Below are 17,344 nucleotides of genomic sequence, written 5' to 3' on the forward strand. Positions count from 1 at the left end.
CGATCAGCTCGTCTTGCCCAGGGCCCGTTGCACCAGATCGGCAACGTCCATGGCGTCGATCAGTTCCACGTCGTCGGCGGCCGCCGACGGCTCCACTTCCGGCGCGTCCGCGTCCGCGTCCGTGTCGGCCTCGGCGAGGCCGAGGAGGGTGTCCAGCACCCCGGCTTCCTTGAACCGGGCGAACGGCACGGACGCCAGGACCTGCCTGAGCTCGTCCTCCCGCTCGTCCAGGCCGTCGTCGGCCTCCCGGAGAAGTTCGGAGCGCAGGTATCCGACCAGCGCCTCCGGGGTGGGGTAGTCGAAAATGAGGGTTGCGGGCAGGCGCAGTCCGGTGGCCGCGTTCAGGCTGTTGCGGAGGTTGACGGCGGCCAGTGAGTCGAAGCCGACCTCCTGGAACGCCTGGCGCGGGCCGATGCCCTCCGCGCCGCTGTGGCCGAGGACCGTCGAGGCGTGGCCGCGGACCAGCCGGAGCAGGATGCGGTCCTGTTCGGTGTCCGAGACCGCCCGCAGGGAGTCCGCGAGGGACGTGGCGGCGTCGCTGTTCTCGCCGTCGCCCTGCAAGGCCTGGAGGGCCTTCTTCGCCTCGGGCAGGTCGGCGAACAGGGGGCTGGTGCGGACCGAGGTGAACGCGGGGATGAAGGCCCCCCAGTCCATGTCCGCCACTGCCACGAACTTCTCGTTGCCCTGTACCGCCTGCACCATCGCGGTGACCGCCAGCCGGGGGGCCACGGGAAGGACGCCACGGCGCCGGAGCTGGGCGAGGGCGGCCTCGTCCATGCCCACGCCGATCTGGTCGAGGGCTCCCCAGGCGATCGACGTCGCCCGCTGTCCACGGGCGCGACGCCACTCGATCAGGGCATCCAGGACGGCGTTGGCCGCTCCGGACGGACCCTGGCCGCCGCCGCCCCACACACCCGCGATCGAGGAGAAGACCACGAACGCGTCGAGCGGGGTGTCCTCGAACAGCCCGTCCAGCCACACCGCGGTGTCCACCTTGGCCGCGAACACCCCGGCGAGGTCTTGCACTCCGGTGTCGTCGACGGAGCTGGTCTGCGTGACGTCGGCGGCGTGCACCACGGCCGTGACCGGCTGCTCCGCGGCCGCCTCGGAGACCAGCTGCGCGATCGCGTCCCGGTCGGAGTCTTCGCACGACTCCACCGTGGTGGCGACGCCCAGCCCGGCCAGTTCGGCCCGCAGGTCCGACACACTCGCGTCGGATGCCTGCGCGGTCGTGGTGACGATGAGCCGGTCGACGCCGGCCTGCGCGAGCCAGAGCGCGACGTGCTTGCCCAGTCCCTCGGCGCCGCCGGTCACCAGGACCGTGCCCCGGGGCTGCCAGCCGGCGTCGCCGGTGGACTCCGGGACGGGCTTGCGCACCAGGCGCCGGGTGTACACACCCGATCGCCGGACCGCGAGCTGGTCCTCGTCGGCAGCGGAGTTCAGCACTCCGAGCAGGTACTGGGCCGTACGCGGGTCGCTCACGGCAGGCAGGTCGACCAGACCGCCCCACCGGTCGAGCCGTTCCAGCGCGGCGGCGCGGCCGAGGCCCCACAGCGACGCCTGCACCGGTGAGGTGAGGGTGTCGTGGATGCCGATGTTCACCGCGCCCCTGGTCAGGCACCACAGCGGCTGGGTGGCGTTGTTGTCCCCCAGGGCCTGGATCAGCGCGAGCGTCGACGCCGTGACCGGGGTCGGGTCCTGCAGACCGCTGCCCGTCCGCTCGTCCAGGGCCAGCAGGGACAGCACTCCGGTGAGGTCGTGTTCGGCCAGGACGCCGGTCAGCCGCTTGGCGAGCCCCTCCCGCGTACGGTCGGGCTCACCGACCTCCAGCAGGACGGTGCCCAGTCCGAGACCGGTCAGCTCCTCCAGGAGGGCGCCGGCCGCACTGCCGTCCGGACGTGCGGACGGTACGACGACCAGCCAGCGGCCACCGGGTACGCCGGCGGCTTCGCGCTCGAGCGGCTGCCAGGTGACGTGGTAGCGCAGCTTCTCCGCCGTCGACCGCTCGCGGCGCTTGCCCCGCCATTCCGCCAGTACGGGGACGACGGTGTCCAGGGCGCTGCGCTGGTCGGTCGACGCCATCTCCAGCAACTCGCCGAGGGAGTCCAGATCGGCCCGCTCGATCGCGGCCCAGAAGTCGAAGTCCGCGCCCTCGGCCGCATCGCCGGCGGCGTCGGTGGCTGCCTCCGCCTCCTGGAGCCAGTAGTGCTGGTGCTCGAAGGCGTACGTCGGCAGGTCCACGCGTACGGACCCTGAGCCGGCCGGCAGGACACCGCTCCAGTCCACGGCCACACCGCGGACGAAGAGCTCCGCCATCGAGGCGAACAGCCGCCGCAGGCCGCCGTCCTCGCGCCGCAGCGAACCCGTCACCACCGCATCGGTCCCGGTGTCGTCAGCGGTCTCGGTGATCGGCTGGACCAGCACCGGGTGGGCGCTGACCTCCACGAACACCCCGTGGCCCTGACCCATCAGGTCGGCCACGGCCGGGCCGAAGCCCACCTGGCCCCGCAGGTTCCGGTACCAGTACCCGCCGTCGAGGACGTCGGCGTCCGCCACCCAACTGCCGGTCACGGTGGAGTAGAACGGCACCTTCGGCGCCTGCGCGTCGATCCCGGCCAGTGCCTCGGCGAGCGTGTCGCGAACGTCCTCCACGTGCCGGGTGTGCGAGGCGTAGTCCACCGCGACCCGACGCACCCGGACACCCTGACCCGACAGCGCCTCCAGCACCTCGTCCAGCGCCTCGGCGTCACCGGCGATCACCACCGACGACGGCCCGTTGACCGCGGCCACCTCGACCCGGTCCGCCCACGGTTCCAGCCACGCAACCGCGTCGTCGACGCTCAGCGCGACCGACGCCATACCGCCGCGGCCCGCCAGCTCCTTCGCGATGACCTGGCTGCGCAATGCCACCACACGCGCCGCATCGTCCAGGGACAGGGCCCCCGCGACGCAAGCAGCGGCGATCTCGCCCTGGGAGTGACCGAGCACGGCGCCCGGCTCCACTCCCGCGGAGCTCCACATGGCCGCCAGGCCCACCATCACGGCGAAACTGGCCGGCTGCAGGACGTCGACCCGCTTCATGAGCTCGGGCTCGGTCTCGCCGCGCAGCACCTCGATCAGCGACCAGTCGATCCATGGCTCCAGAGCGGCAGCGCACTGCGCGATCCGCTCCGCGAACACCGGCGAGGAGTCGAGCAGTTCCCGGCCCATGCCCGCCCACTGCGAACCCTGCCCCGGGAAGACCCACACGACCTTGCCCGGCTTGCCCGAACCGGCACTGCCGGACACCACACCGGGCGCGCTTTCGCCCCGAGCCAGCGCCTGCAGACCTGCGAGCGCCTCCTCGTCCGAGCCGGCCACCACGACCGCGCGCTCGCCCAGCACCGCACGGCCCGACACCAGCGCCCCGGCCACTCCCGGCAGCGGCACACCGTCGGCGCCCTCGACGTACGCCGCCAGCCGCCCGGCCTGACCCGCGAGCGAACCGGCGCTCCGCGCCGACACCACCAGCGGCACCACACCCGCGGGCGCCGGCGGCTGCTGTGCCTCTTCCGCGGGCGCCTCCTCCAGGATCAGGTGCGCATTCGTCCCGCTGGCCCCGAACGAGGAGACCGCGGCCCGGCGCGGATGGCCGTTGCGCGTCCACTCGCGGGCCTCGGTCAGCAGCTCCACCGCACCCGCGGACCAGTCGACCTGAGGCGTGGGCTCGTCCACATGGAGCGTGGCCGGCATGACGCCGTGCTGCATGGCCATGACCATCTTGATCACACCGGCCACACCGGCAGCCGCCTGTGCATGGCCGATGTTCGACTTCAGCGAGCCGAGCCACAGCGGCTGCTGCGGATCCCGGTCCCGCCCGTACGTGGCCAGCAGTGCCTGCGCCTCGATCGGGTCGCCCAGGGCCGTACCGGTCCCGTGCGCCTCGACGACGTCGACATCCGCCGGAGTGAGTCCCGCCGTGTCCAGCGCCCTGCGGATCACCCGCTGCTGCGAGGGACCGTTCGGCGCGGTCAGGCCGTTGGAAGCGCCGTCCTGGTTGACGGCGCTGCCGCGCAGCACCGCGAGCACCCGGTGCCCGCGCTCGCGCGCCACCGACAGCCGCTCCAGTACGACCACACCGACGCCCTCGGCCCAGCCGGTGCCGTCGGCCGCCGAGGAGAACGCCTTGCACCGGCCGTCGGCGGACAGGCCGCGCTGCCGCGAGAACTCCATGAAGGCGTCCGGGCTGGCCATGACCGTCGCGCCGCCGGCGAGCGCCATCGAGCACTCGCCCTGCCGCAGCGACTGTGCAGCCAGGTGGATGGCCACCAGCGACGACGAGCACGCCGTGTCCACCGTGACCGCGGGGCCCTCGAAGCCGAACACGTACGACACGCGGCCCGAGGCCACGCTCGCCGCCGTACCGGTCATGAGGTAGCCCTGGACGTCCTCGGGCACCTGGTGGAGCCGGGTCACGTAGTCGTGGTGGACGATTCCGGTGAAGACGCCGATGTCACTGCCCTTGGCGGACTGCGGGTCGATGCCCGCCCGCTCCAGCGCCTCCCAGGACGTCTCCAGCAGCAGCCTCTGCTGCGGGTCCATCGCCAGCGCCTCGCGCGGGGAGATCCCGAAGAGCCCGGCGTCGAACTGCGCGGCCTCGTGGAGGAATCCGCCCGAGCGGGTGTAGCTGGTGCCCGGATGGGCCGGGTCCGGGTGGTACAGCCCCTCGAGGTCCCAGCCGCGGTCGAGCGGGAAGCCGGACACCGCGTCCCGCTGCTCCACCACGAGCTTCCACAGTTCCTCGGGGCTGTCCGCCCCGCCCGGCAGCCGGCTGCTCATGGCGACGATCGCGATCGGCTCGTCGGAGACGGAGGCCGCCGCCGTGGCCGGGGCGGGCACCGCTGCCTGCTCGCCCAGCAGTTCGCCGCGCAGGTGGGCCGCGAGAAGGGTGAGCGTCGGGTAGTCGAAGACCAGCGTGCTGGGCAGGTCCACCCCGGTGAAGTCGCGCAGGCGGTTGCAGAGCTTGACCGCGCTGAGCGAGTCGAATCCAAGGCTCTTGAAGGACTGCTCCTCGTCCAGCCCGTCCGACGCGCGGTGGCCGAGCACGAACGCAGTGCTCTGCTGGACCAGGTCCATCACCACGCGCTGCTGCTCCGCGGCCGACAGCCCGGCCAGCCGGCCGGCGATCGCATCGCCGGCCCCTTCGCTCCGCGACACCACGCGCCGGGTGAGGGCACCGGAAGTCGTCTGCGCCTCGGCAGCGGAGGCGCCCGGCTCGACGGTCGTGACCGGCGCCCCGGCGGCGTCTCCGGGCAGGGTGCCCAGGGCCAACGGGCCGAGGACCGCCACCGGTTCGCCGGCCGGGTCCGCGAGCTCCAGCAGGTGGCGGCCGTCCGGCGCCGGCGTGATGCGCAGCCGCAGCGAGGCGGCGCCTTCCGCGTACACGGCCAAGCGGGCGCAGACGGACAGGTCCGCAGTCGTACGGGCGTCCAGGACGCGCAGCGCGGTGTCGAGGAGCACCGGGTGCAGGGTGAACTCGGCGGCCTCGTCGGCCAGTTCGGCCGGAAGTGCGATCTCTGCGAAGGTCTGTCCGTCCTGCTGCCACACGCGGTGCGCCCCCGGGAGGGGTGCGTCACCGTCTGCGGGCAGCGGCCAGTCCCGCAGGTCGAACGCCGACTGCGGCATTCCGGGGACGAGCACGGCTCGTGCATGGCACGTCCAGGGCCCTTGCTCCGGGCCGAGGGGCCGGCCGTGGACGGCGGCCCGGCGGCGCCCGTCGGGGCCCGGGCCGTCCACCGACACCCGTACCTGGGTGTGGCCGTGCCCCGGCACCGTCAAAGGCGCCTCGACGACGATCTGTTCGAGGCTTCCGCAGCCCACCTCGTCGCCGGCCCTGACGAGCATCTCCAGGAGCGCGGCGGCCGGAACCCCGGTGGCGCCGTCCGTCTCCGTCGCGCCGGGGAGCCAGCCGCGGCTTCGCGGCGACAGCCGCCCGGTCAGTACGACGCCGGTCTCGCCGTCGTCGCCCGGCATCTCGATGACGGTGCCGAGCAGCGGGTGCCCGGCGCCGGCGGTGCCGAGCGCTTCCGCGCCGCCCTTCGCGGTCTCGTCGGCTTCGACCCAGTACCGCTGGTGCTGGAACGCGTACGTGGGCAGGTCGGCCCCGGCCGCCGTGGCGGGCCGGCCGAGAACGGCCGCCCAGTCCACGGCCACACCGCGTACGTGCAGCTCCGCGAGGGCGGTCAGGACGCCGGCGGGCTCCGCGCCGTCCTTGCGCAGGGTGGCGATGCAGCTCTGCTCGCGGCCGCCGAGCGAGCCGAGCGCCATCGCGGCGAGGATCCCGCCGGGGCCCAGCTCGAGGAACGTCGTCGCTCCGAGGTCGCTCAGCGCGATGACGGCATCGCTGAACCGCACCGCGTTCCGCGCCTCGTCGACCCAGTGCTCGGGGCTGCTGAGCTGCCCCTCCCGGACGGGTTCGCCGGTCAGGGTGGAGACGACGGGAAGAGCGCCCGGCTGGTACGACAGGCTCTCCAGGACCGTGCGGAACTCGTCGAGCACGGGCTCCATGAGCGGGGAGTGGAAAGCGTGGCTGACCGGCAGCCTGCGGGTCTTGTGGCCGCGGCCGGCCAGTTCGTCGGCGACGGCGAGCACGGCGTCCCCGGCGCCGGAGAGCACCAGCGAGTCGGGGCTGTTCACCGCGGCGACGCAGACCACACCGCGGGCCCGGGCCAGCAGGGGGGCGACGTCGGCCTCGGTCGCCTGGACGGCGACCATCGCGCCGCCTTCGGGCAGGGACTGCATCAACCGGCCGCGGGCGGCGATGAGTTTGCCCGCTTCGTCCAGTCCGAGCACTCCGGAGACGTGCGCGGCCGTGATCTCTCCGATCGAGTGGCCTGCGACGAGATCCGGTCGCACCCCCCAGGACTCGAAGAGCCGGAACAGCGCGGTCTCCAGGGCGAACAGGGCGCCCTGCGTGTACATCGTCTGGTCGAGCAGATCACTGTCGGGCGACCCCGGCGCGGCGAACACCACGTCGCGCAGCGGGCGCGCCGCGTGCTCGTTCAGGTGCTCTTCCACGGCGGCGCAGGCGGCGGCGAAAGCCTCGCGGAAGACCGGGTAGGTCTGCGCGAGTTCGCGGCCCATGCCGGCCCATTGGCTGCCCTGACCGGTGAAGAGGACGGCCAGTTTGCCGGTGGTCGGGGTGCCGGAGACGACGGCGGGGCTCGCTTCGCCGCGCCCGAAGGCGCTCAGATCGGCAGAGAGCCGTTCCCTGTCGGACGCCAGGACGACGGCGCGGTGGTCGAGTTGCGCACGCGTGGTGGCGAGCGCGTGGGCGGCATCGGTCAGGGGTACGTCGGGCCTGGCGTCGAAGAACAGGGCGAGCCGGTCGGCCTGGCCGCGCAGTCCGGCGGGCGTCCGCGCCGAGACGGGCACCGGTACCGGGACGCCGGCCGGCTCGGGGCCGGACTCCGGCGCTGGAGCCGGCGGCTGATCGGGGGCCTCTTCGATGACGACGTGCGCGTTGGTGCCGCCGATGCCGAAGGAGGATACGCCGGCCCGGCGGGGCCGGCCGCTGCGCGGCCAGTCGCGGGCCTCCGTCAGCAGCTCCACACCGCCCGCGGACCAGTCGACGTGGGACGACGGACGGTCCACGTGCAGCGTCCTGGGGAGGACACCGTGCCGCATGGCCATGACCATCTTGATCACGCCTGCGACGCCGGCCGCCCCCTGGGTGTGCCCGATGTTCGACTTCACGGACCCGAGCCACAGCGGCCGGTCGGCCTGCCGGTCCTGGCCGTAGGTCGCCAGGAGCGCATCCGCCTCGATCGGGTCGCCGAGCGTCGTACCCGTGCCGTGCGCCTCCACGGCGTCCACGTCCGCGGTGCCGAGACCGGCATGGGCCAGGGCCTTGCGGATCACCCTCTGCTGCGCCGGACCGTTCGGCGCCGTCAGACCGTTCGAGGCGCCGTCCTGGTTCACCGCGGACCCGCGGACCACGGCCAGTACCTGGTGGCCCCGGCGACGGGCGTCCGACAGCCGCTCCACGAGCAGCAGCCCCGCACCCTCGGACCAGCCGGTGCCGTCCGCGCCGTCGGCGAACGCCTTGCACCGGCCGTCGGGGGCCAGTCCGCGCTGCCGGGAGAACTCGACGAAGGTCTCCACGGTGCCCATCACCATCACGCCGCCGGCCAGCGCCATGGAGCACTCGCCCCGGTTCAGCGCCTGCGCCGCCAGGTGGAGTGCCACCAGGGAGGAGGAGCACGCCGTGTCGACCGTGAGGGCGGGGCCCTCGAAGCCGAAGTGGTAGGCGATACGGCCGGAGGTGACGCTGCCCGAACCGCCGGTGAGGCGGAATCCCTCGACACCGGACGCCTGGTGCATCCGCACGCTGTAGTCGTGGCTGTTGACCCCGACGAAGACGCCGACGTCCTCCCCGGCCAGTGTGGTCGGATCGATCGCAGCCCGCTCGAAGGCCTCCCACGACGTCTCGAGCAGCAGTCGCTGCTGCGGGTCCATCGCCAGCGCCTCGTTCGGCGAGATGCCGAAGAACGCGGCGTCGAACCCGGCGGCGTCGTCGAGGAACGCGCCGTGGCGTACGTAGGTGGTCCCGGCGTGGTCGGGATCGGCGTTGAAGACCCGCTCGGTGTCCCAGCCGCGGTCGTCGGGGAACTCGGTGACGACGTCGACCCCGTCGGCCACGACCCGCCACAGGTCCTCCGGGCTGTGCACGCCGGCCGGGAAGCGGCACGCCATCGCCACGATCGCGATCGGCTCGTCGCTCGTCCCGGCGGGCGCCTCGGGCTCGGCCGGACGGTGCGGCGTACCGCCGAACAGCTTGGCGCGCAGGCGCTCGGCGAGCACCGTCGGCTTCGGATAGTCGAAGATCATCGCCGGGGAGAGGGTCAGCCCGGTCGCGACGGCCAGCCGGTTCCGCAGCTCCACCGCGGTCAGCGAGTCGAATCCGGCTTCCTTGAAGGTCCGGGTCGCATGGACGGCATCGGCGGTGGTGTGTCCGAGCACCTCGGCGGCGTGCCGCCGGACCAGTTCGAGCAGGGCCTCGGTCTGCTCGGCATCGCCCAGACCGGCGAGGCGCTCCCTCAGCGACTCGGGCCCGGACGGAGCGGCAGCCCGGGCCGCCGGTCGCGGCGACGGGGCCAGACCCCGCAGCAGCGGCGGGACCGGTGCCTCGGCCGCAGCCGCCCGCAGGGCGGACAGGTCGAACTTCGCCGCCACCAGCGTGTCGGCGGTGCCCGCATCGGCCAGGGCAGCGTCCAGCAGGGCCATCCCCTCGCCCGCGGAGAGCCCGCTCATGCCGATGCGCCGGTTGCGGCGCAGGTCTGCGGCGCCCAGGTGCTCGGTCATGCCGCTGACCGTCGCCCAGTAGCCCCAGGCGAGGGAGACGGCCGGCAGACCGAGGCCGCGGCGCCGGTGCGCCAGCGCGTCCAGGTAGGCGTTGGCCGCGGCGTAGTTGGCCTGCCCGGGGTTGCCCAGCACGCCCGCCGCCGAGGAGAACAGCACGAACGCGGCAAGGTCCAGGTCCCGGGTGAGCTCGTGCAGGTGGAGCGCCGCGTCCGCCTTGGGCCGCAGTACGGTGTCGACCCGGTCCGGGGTCAGCTCGGTGAGCACCCCGTCGTCCAGCACACCGGCGGAGTGCACCACGGCGGTGAGCGGGTGCTCGGCCGGTATCGCCCGCAGGAGGGCCTCGAGCTGGGCCCGGTCCGCCGTGTCGCAGGCGGCGATGGTGACGGACGCCCCCATCGCGATCAGCTCGTCGTGGAGTTCCGGGGCATGGCCGCGGCGGCCGGCCAGGACCAGGTGGCGGATGCCGTACGCGGTGACCAGGTGCCGTGCGGTCATCGCACCCAGCGTCCCGGTGCCGCCGGTGATCAGTACGGTGCCCTCGGTGTCCAGCGGCCGCGGGTGCGGCCCGGCTCCGGACGGCGACCGGTCCTGCGAGACGGGCACGCGGACCAGCCGGGGCACCTCCGCCACGCCCTCCCGCACCCTCAGCTGCGGTTCGCCGCTCAGTACGACGGCCGCCAGAGCGGACCGGGAGACGTCGTCGAGGTCCGCCAGGACGATCCGGTCCGGATGCTCCGACTGCGCCGAGCGGACCAGGCCCCACACCGCGGCCGCGTCGGGTTCGGCGCAGTCCCCGGTGACCACGGCCAGCCGGGTTTCCGCCAGGGCGGGTTCCGCGAGCCAGGCCTGGAGTACGGCCAGCGCCGCGTTGACCGATGCGCGGGGGTCGGCGGCCGCCGCGCTCGCGGCGTCGGCCTCGTACAGCAGGACGTCGGGAATCGACGTGGCCGAGCCGGCCGAAGCGCCGACGTCCTCGGCGGTCGCGACGGTCACGATGTCGAGGGAGCGGTCCTGGGCGGGAAGCGCACACTCGGTCCACTCGACGCGGAACAGGGCGTCGTGCGGCAACGCGCCGGCGATCCCTGCCTGTTCGGGGGAGAACGGAGTTCCGCGTACCGCGTCGACGGTCATGACGGGCTGCCCCGTGGGGTCGGTCAGCTGCAGACCGGTTCCCTCCGCCGACGTCCCGCCCGGGCGCACCTGCAGAGCGGCGGCGCCGGAGGCCAGCAGGGACACCCCGGTCCACACGGACGGGAGCATGCCGTCGGGGACGACCGTACGGACGGCGGCGTCCAGCAGCGCGGGGTGCACCCCGTAACGGCCGGCGTCACGGAGAGCGGAGCCGTCGAGCGCCACTTCGGTGACGGGCCCGTCGTTCGCGGAGGTCACGTTGGCGCCGGCGGGAGCCAGCGCGCCGTGCGCGTGCCGCGTCCACTGCGCGTCCAGAGGGGCGTCCGCGGCGCGGGAGAAGATCTCCACCGACCGCCGTCCCGCCTCATCGGGCTCGCCGACGATCACCTGGATGCTGCGGCTGCCCCGCTGCGGCAGCACCACCGGCATATCGACGGTCAGTACGTCGAGTACGGGAGCGGCGGCCAGGTCGCCGAGCCGGATGGACATCTCGACCAGGGCCGCGTTCGGTACCACGACGGCATCGGACACCTGGTGGTCCACGAGCCAGGGCTGCGACCGGAGCGACCAGCTCGACGTGGCCATGAGACCGGCCGAGTTCGGCATGCCGACGACCGCGCCCAGCAGCGGGTGTCCGGCCCCGGCGAGTCCCAGCGATGCCGCGTCGGTCGCGGAAGCGGCCGTCCGGAGCCAGTAGTGCTGGTGCTCGAAGGCGTACGTCGGCAGGTCAATGCGGGCGGACGTCGCTCCGGCGGGCAGAAGCTCGGCCCAGTCGAGGGCCACACCGCGTACGAACAGTTCGGCCATCGAGGCGAACAACCGTCGCAGGCCACCGTCCTCGCGCCGCAGCGAACCGGTCACCACCGCATCGGCGTGGCCGGCATCGACGGCCTCGGTGACCGGCTGGACCAGCACCGGATGGGCACTGACCTCGACGAACACCCCGTGGCCCTGACCGAGCAGATCGGCGACAGCCGGGCCGAAGGCCACCTGGCCGCGCAGGTTCCGGTACCAGTACGCGCCGTCCAGGACGTCCGCGTCCGCCACCCAGCCGCCGGTCACGGTGGAGTAGAAGGGCACCATCGGGGCCTGCGCGGTGATCCCGGCCAGCGTTTCGGCGAGCGCCTCGCGGATCGCCTCCACGTGCCGCGTGTGCGAGGCGTAGTCCACCGCAACCCGGCGGACGCGCACGCCTTCGGCGGAGAGAGCCTCCAGCGCCTCGTCCAGAGCCTCTGCGTCACCGGCGATCACCACGGAGGACGGCCCGTTGACCGCGGCCACCTCGACGCGGGCCGCCCACGGCTCGATCCGTACAAGCGCCTCGTCCGCGCTCAGCGCGACCGAAACCATACCGCCGCGCCCGGCCAGCTCCTCGGCAATGGCCTGGCTGCGCAGCGCCACGACGCGCGCCGCGTCCTCCAGCGAGAGCGCACCCGCCACACACGCCGCGGCGATCTCACCCTGCGAGTGACCCAGCACCGCATCCGGCTCCACGCCCACCGACGCCCACACCGCGGCCAGACCCACCATCACGGCGAAGCTCGCCGGCTGCAGGACATCGACCCGCTCCAGGAGCTCGGGCTCGGTCTCGCCGCGCAGCACCTCGGTCAGCGACCAGTCGGTCCACGGCTCCAGAGCAGCAGCGCACTCCGCGATCCGCTCCGCGAACACCGGCGAGGAGTCGAGGAGCTCACGGCCCATGCCCGCCCACTGGGAGCCCTGGCCCGGGAACACCCATACGACCTTGCCGGGCGCACCCGAACCGGTCACCAGACCGGGCGCACTCTCACCGCGCGCCAGCGCCTGCAGACCTGCGAGCGCCTCCTCGTCCGAGCCGGCCACCACGACCGCGCGCTCGCCCAGCACCGCACGGCCCGACACCAGTGCCCCGGCCACCTCCGCCAGGGACACCGCATCGGCACCCTCGACGAATTCCGCCAGCCGCCCGGCCTGACCCGCGAGCGAACCGGCACTCCGCGCCGACACCACCAACGGCACCACACCCGCGGGCGCCGGCGGCTCCTGCGTCTCTTCCGCGGGCGCCTCCTCGAGGATCAGGTGCGCATTCGTGCCGCTGACACCGAACGAGGAGACGCCGGCCCGGCGCGGCCGGCCGTTCTGCGGCCACTCCCGGGCCTCGGTCAGCAGCTCCACCGCACCCGCAGACCAGTCGACCTGGGGGGTGGGCGCGTCCACGTGCAGGGTCGCCGGGAGCACCCCGTACCGCAGCGCCTGCACCATCTTGATCACGCCGGCCACGCCCGCGGCAGCCTGCGTGTGCCCGATGTTCGACTTCAGCGAGCCCAGCCACAACGGCTGTTCCGCGTCCCGGCCCTGCCCGTACGTCGCCAGCAGTGCCTGCGCCTCGATCGGGTCGCCCAGGGCCGTACCGGTCCCGTGGGCCTCCACCACGTCCACATCCGCCGAGACCAGCCCGGCGCCGGCCAGCGCCTTGCGGATCACCCGCTGCTGCGACAGCCCGTTCGGCGCCGTCAGACCGTTCGACGCGCCGTCCTGGTTCACCGCACTGCCGCGCAGCACCGCCAGCACCCGGTGCCCGCGCTCGCGCGCCACCGACAAGCGCTCCAGCACCACCACGCCGACGCCCTCGGCCCAGCCGGTTCCGTCGGCCGCCGAGGAGAACGCCTTGCACCGGCCGTCGGCCGCCAGGGCCCGCTGCCGGGAGAACTCCACGAAGTGGTCGGGGGTCGCCATGACCGACACACCGCCGGCGAGCGCCATCGAGCACTCGCCCTGCCGCAGCGCCTGCGCCGCCAGGTGCATCGCCACCAGCGACGACGAGCACGCCGTGTCCACCGTGACCGCCGGACCCTCGAGACCCAGCACGTACGACACCCGGCCCGACGCCACACTCGTCGCCGAACCCGTGGTCGCGAAGCCCTCCAGCTCCGGTGCCACCGCGGCGGCGCCGGTCCCGTATCCCTGGCCGAACAGCCCGGAGAACACACCGACGTCGGCGCCCTTCAGCGAGACCGGGTCGATACCCGCCCGCTCCAGCGCCTCCCATGAGGCCTCCAGCAGCAGCCGCTGCTGCGGGTCCATCGCCAGCGCCTCACGCGGCGAAATCCCGAAGAACCCCGCGTCGAAGAGCCCCGCCTCGTGCAGGAACCCACCCTGATCCGTGTACGAGGTACCCGCACGGCCGGGGTCCGGGTCGAACAAGCCGTCCAGATCCCAGCCCCGGTCCTCGGGGAAGGACGACAGGGCGTCCCGGCCCTCGGACACCAAGCGCCACAGGTCCTCCGGCCCCGCCACGCCACCCGGCAGACGGCACGCCATGCCCACGATCGCGAGCGGTTCATCGGGGTCGGCCGCCCTGACCGGCTCGGTCACCGGCCCGGTGATCCCGAGGACCTCGGCCCGTATGCAGCCTGCCAGCGCCACCGGAGTGGGGTGGTCGAAGACGACGGTGGTGGGCAGCGGCAGCCCGGTGCTCTCCACCAGCCGGTTGCGCAAGGCGACGATGGCCATCGAGGTGAAGCCCAGGTCGCGGAAAGCCCGGTCGGAGGGGATGGCATCCGGTCCCGGCTGCTGCTGCACGACGGCGGCCTGCGTACGGACCAGGTCTTCCAGCAGTGCCAGCTGCGCGCGCTCCTCCAGACCGGACAGCCGGTCACGCAGGGCTGCCGCGACGGTCGCGTCGGGCCGGCTGCCCAGCAGTGCGTCGTGGTGCGCGATCGCCTCGTACCGCAGCCGGCTCGGCTGATCGGCCAGCAGGCGGCGCTTGATCTTGCCCGACGCGGTCCGGGGGATGGCGTCGACCTCGTGGACCTGCTCCGGCACCTTGTAGGCGGAGAGCAGCTCGCGGCACCGGTCGATCAGCGTCGCGGTGTCGAAGCCGGAGGGGCCGGGGACCACGTACGCGACCGGTACCTCCCCGAGCGTCTCGTGCGGTACGCCGGCCACCGCCGCGTCGGCGACGCCCTCGACGGTGCGCAGGACCGCCTCGATCTCCTCGGGGTGGATGTTCTCCCCGCCGCGGATGACGAGTTCCTTGATCCGGCCGCAGATGGTGAAGTATCCGGCGTCGTCACGCCGGGCCAGGTCTCCGGTCCGGTACCAGCCGTCCTGCATCGCCGCGGCCGTCGCCTCCGGGCTGTTGTGGTAGCCGACCATGACGTTCGGTCCGCTGACCCACACCTCCCCCTCCTGTCCGGCGGGGACGTCGAGCCCGGTGGTGGGGTGGACGATGCGGACGCCGACGCCCGGCACGGGCAGGCCGCAGGAGCCGTCGACCCGGGCGCCGTCCGGCGGGTTGATGGTGATGGCCCCGCACGTCTCGGTGCTGCCGTAGGCGTCGACCAGCGGGACGCCGAAGATCTCCTCGAAGTCGCGGCGCAGCCGGGATCCGGTGACTGCTCCGCCGACCAGGCCGATCCGCAGGTGAGGTGCGGAGAAACCGTTCTGCTGGGCGGCCGTCACCAGGTGGTGGTACGTGGTGGGAACCCCGGCCAGGAACGTCGAATTGTCCTCGCGCAGTGCCCTGATCACGTCCTCCGCGGAACTGCCGTCCATGATCCGGGCCGTGGCGCCGACCACGGTGACGGACAGGACGCACGCGATGTGCGAGAGGCTGTGGAACAGCGGGAGGGGCCAGAGCACCCGGTCCTGGTCCGTCAGTCCCGGAATCGGCACGTAGCAAGAGGCCACGGACCAGAGGCAGTTGCGCTGTGTCGACAGGACGCCCTTGGGCCGGCCGGTCGTCCCCGACGTGTAGAACATCCAGGCCACGTCGTCGAGGCCGAGGTCGTCCCCGGCGGCCACGGCCGGCTCGCGGACGGCGAGTTCGTCGTACGAGTGGGCTCCCACCCCCGCCGGGACCTCGCCGGTCACCAGCAGCGTGATGCCGGGCGCCACGGCCGGTGAGCGCCGGAACCTCTCCGCCTGCGCGGAATCGGTGATGACCACCGTGGCCCCGCTGTCGGCCAGCAGGTACTCCAGCTCGGCAAGGGCCGAGGCGGGGTTGAGCGGCACCCCGACGCCGGCGACGCGCACGACCGCGAGGTAACTCTCCACGGTGGACACCGTGTTGCCGAGGCAGATGGCCACCCGGTCCCCGCGCCGGACGCCCAGGCTCGCCAGATGTCCGGCGAGCCGGCGCGTGCGCGCCTCCAGGTCGCCGTAGGTGACCGCTCGCCGGTCGTCTGCGAAGGCCACCTTGTGGGGGAAACGGGTCGCGTTCTCCAGGAGTGCGACGGGAAGTGGCTTGATGAGTTCGGTACGCACTGCGCCGCAAATCCTTTCAGAGAAAAGAGCTACCAGGAGACAGGCAGGCTCTTCAACGCGAAGACGGAACCTTTGAGCCGAAGCGGCACCTCGTCGAAATCGACGGCCAGCCGGAGGTCGGGGAATTCCCGGAGGAGAGCGGAAAGGCCGACTCGCAGTACGACGCGTGCGAGATTTTGCCCCAGGCACTGGTGGACGCCGTAGCCGAACGACATGTGGCCTGCGGTGTCGCGCTCGATGTCGAGCTGCGCGGGGCATCCGAATTTGGCCGGGTCACGGTTGGCGGCGGGCAGGGACACCGTGACGGTATCCCCCTTCTGGACCACTTCACCGCCCAGTTCGACATCCTCCAGCGCCGTGCGGAAGATCTCGTACTGGTTGATGGTGAGGTAGCGCAGGAGCTCCTCCACCGCGCCGTCGAGTTTCGCCGGGTCCGCGCGGAGCGCCGCCAGCTGGTCCTCGTGGTGCAGCAGCGCGAAGACGCTGACGGCCAGCGCGGGCGCCGTGGTCCCGAAGCCCGCGAACAGCAGCAGGGCGACCATGTTGCACAGTTCTTCGTCGGTCAGCCCGCCGTCGGCGACGAGCCGGCTGAGGATGTCGTCCTCGGGCTGCTTCCGCTTCCGCTCGATGAGCTCGGCGAAGAAGGTGAGCGCCTGCTCGTAGACGGGCCCGACGTCCTCCATCTTGGAGTCCGGGTCGTGCATGACGGTCGGCGCATTCGCGTAGCGGTCACGTTCGTCGTAGGGCAGGCCGATCACCTCGGACAACACCCGCAGGGCCAGCGGATCGGCGAAGTCCTCCACCACGTCCGCAGCCGTCCCGCGCTCGCGCATCGCGGCGATCTGATCGGCGACCATGGCCTCGACGCGCGACGTCATCTGGCTCGCCCGACGGCCGGTGAACTCACCCGTCAGCAGCCGCCGGTACCGGGTGTGGTCGGGCGGGTCCATGTAGATGAACATCCCGGGGATCTCGGGAGAGTTCGGCGTCAGCTCTCCCCAGTGCGTCGTCGGGAAGTGACAGAACTCCATGCTGTGGCTGAACCGCGGGTCGCTGAGGACCTTGCGCGCCAGCTCGTGGCTGGTGGCGATCCAGCCGACGTGACCGTCGGGGTAGACCATTCTCGCGAGCGGGCGCTCTTCACGCAGCGAATCAAATATCGCAGGAGGGTCGAACTGATGGGTCCGCGCCCAATGCTCCTCGAAGGAAATTGCGTCGCTCATGAAATCCTTCTCACTCGAGATAATGTCCAATTCGGGGAACCGCGCGCCAAGGCGGTCCGCGAATCGTCGCCGGAAAGCATTCTTAGATCTCTCACTTCACAGTAGACGAGCCCTGACGGCACGACATCCCTCAGCCTGGTAGGGCCCGGGCGGCAACTCGGCGGGGCTTCACCTGCGGCTCGAATACTCCTCCGAAAGGCCTGCCGCACGCGAGCAGTCACCCCGGAAATGCAGCGCATGCCGACCCGGCCTCGAGCGCCGTGCTACCAGGGCCCAGGTTCGGCTGACTAACTTCCGCTCCGAGAGCTGGAGTACGAAAGCCGACGTGTCATCGGCCGTCGAGTGCCCATGCACCGGTTCACCGCGGGTCGGCCGCCCAGCAGGCCGCATCTCCGATCGAA

At 72.7% G+C, this 17,344-nt stretch carries 1 protein-coding gene and 1 pseudogene; both read right to left on the reverse strand.

Annotated elements, in window-relative coordinates:
- Positions 1 to 255 precede the first annotated feature (255 nt).
- Positions 256 to 15,720 (reverse strand): annotated as a pseudogene (locus OHT74_RS10365) (type I polyketide synthase); the annotation flags it as partial.
- A 29-nt stretch (positions 15,721 to 15,749) separates the two neighbouring features.
- The gene (locus OHT74_RS10370) at positions 15,750 to 16,943 is read right to left on the reverse strand and encodes a cytochrome P450 (RefSeq protein ID WP_328620106.1); all 1,194 of its coding nucleotides are present in this window, start codon (positions 16,941 to 16,943) and stop codon (positions 15,750 to 15,752) included.
- Between the last annotated feature and the right edge of the window lie 401 nt (positions 16,944 to 17,344).

Source organism: Streptomyces sp. NBC_00354 (genome assembly GCF_036106915.1).
Lineage (GTDB): Bacteria > Actinomycetota > Actinomycetes > Streptomycetales > Streptomycetaceae > Streptomyces.

Coding starts and splice junctions, on each gene's coding strand:
- OHT74_RS10370 (WP_328620106.1), bottom strand. CDS start 16,943: ATGAGCGACGCAATTTCCTTCGAGGAGCATTGGGCGCGGACCCATCAG.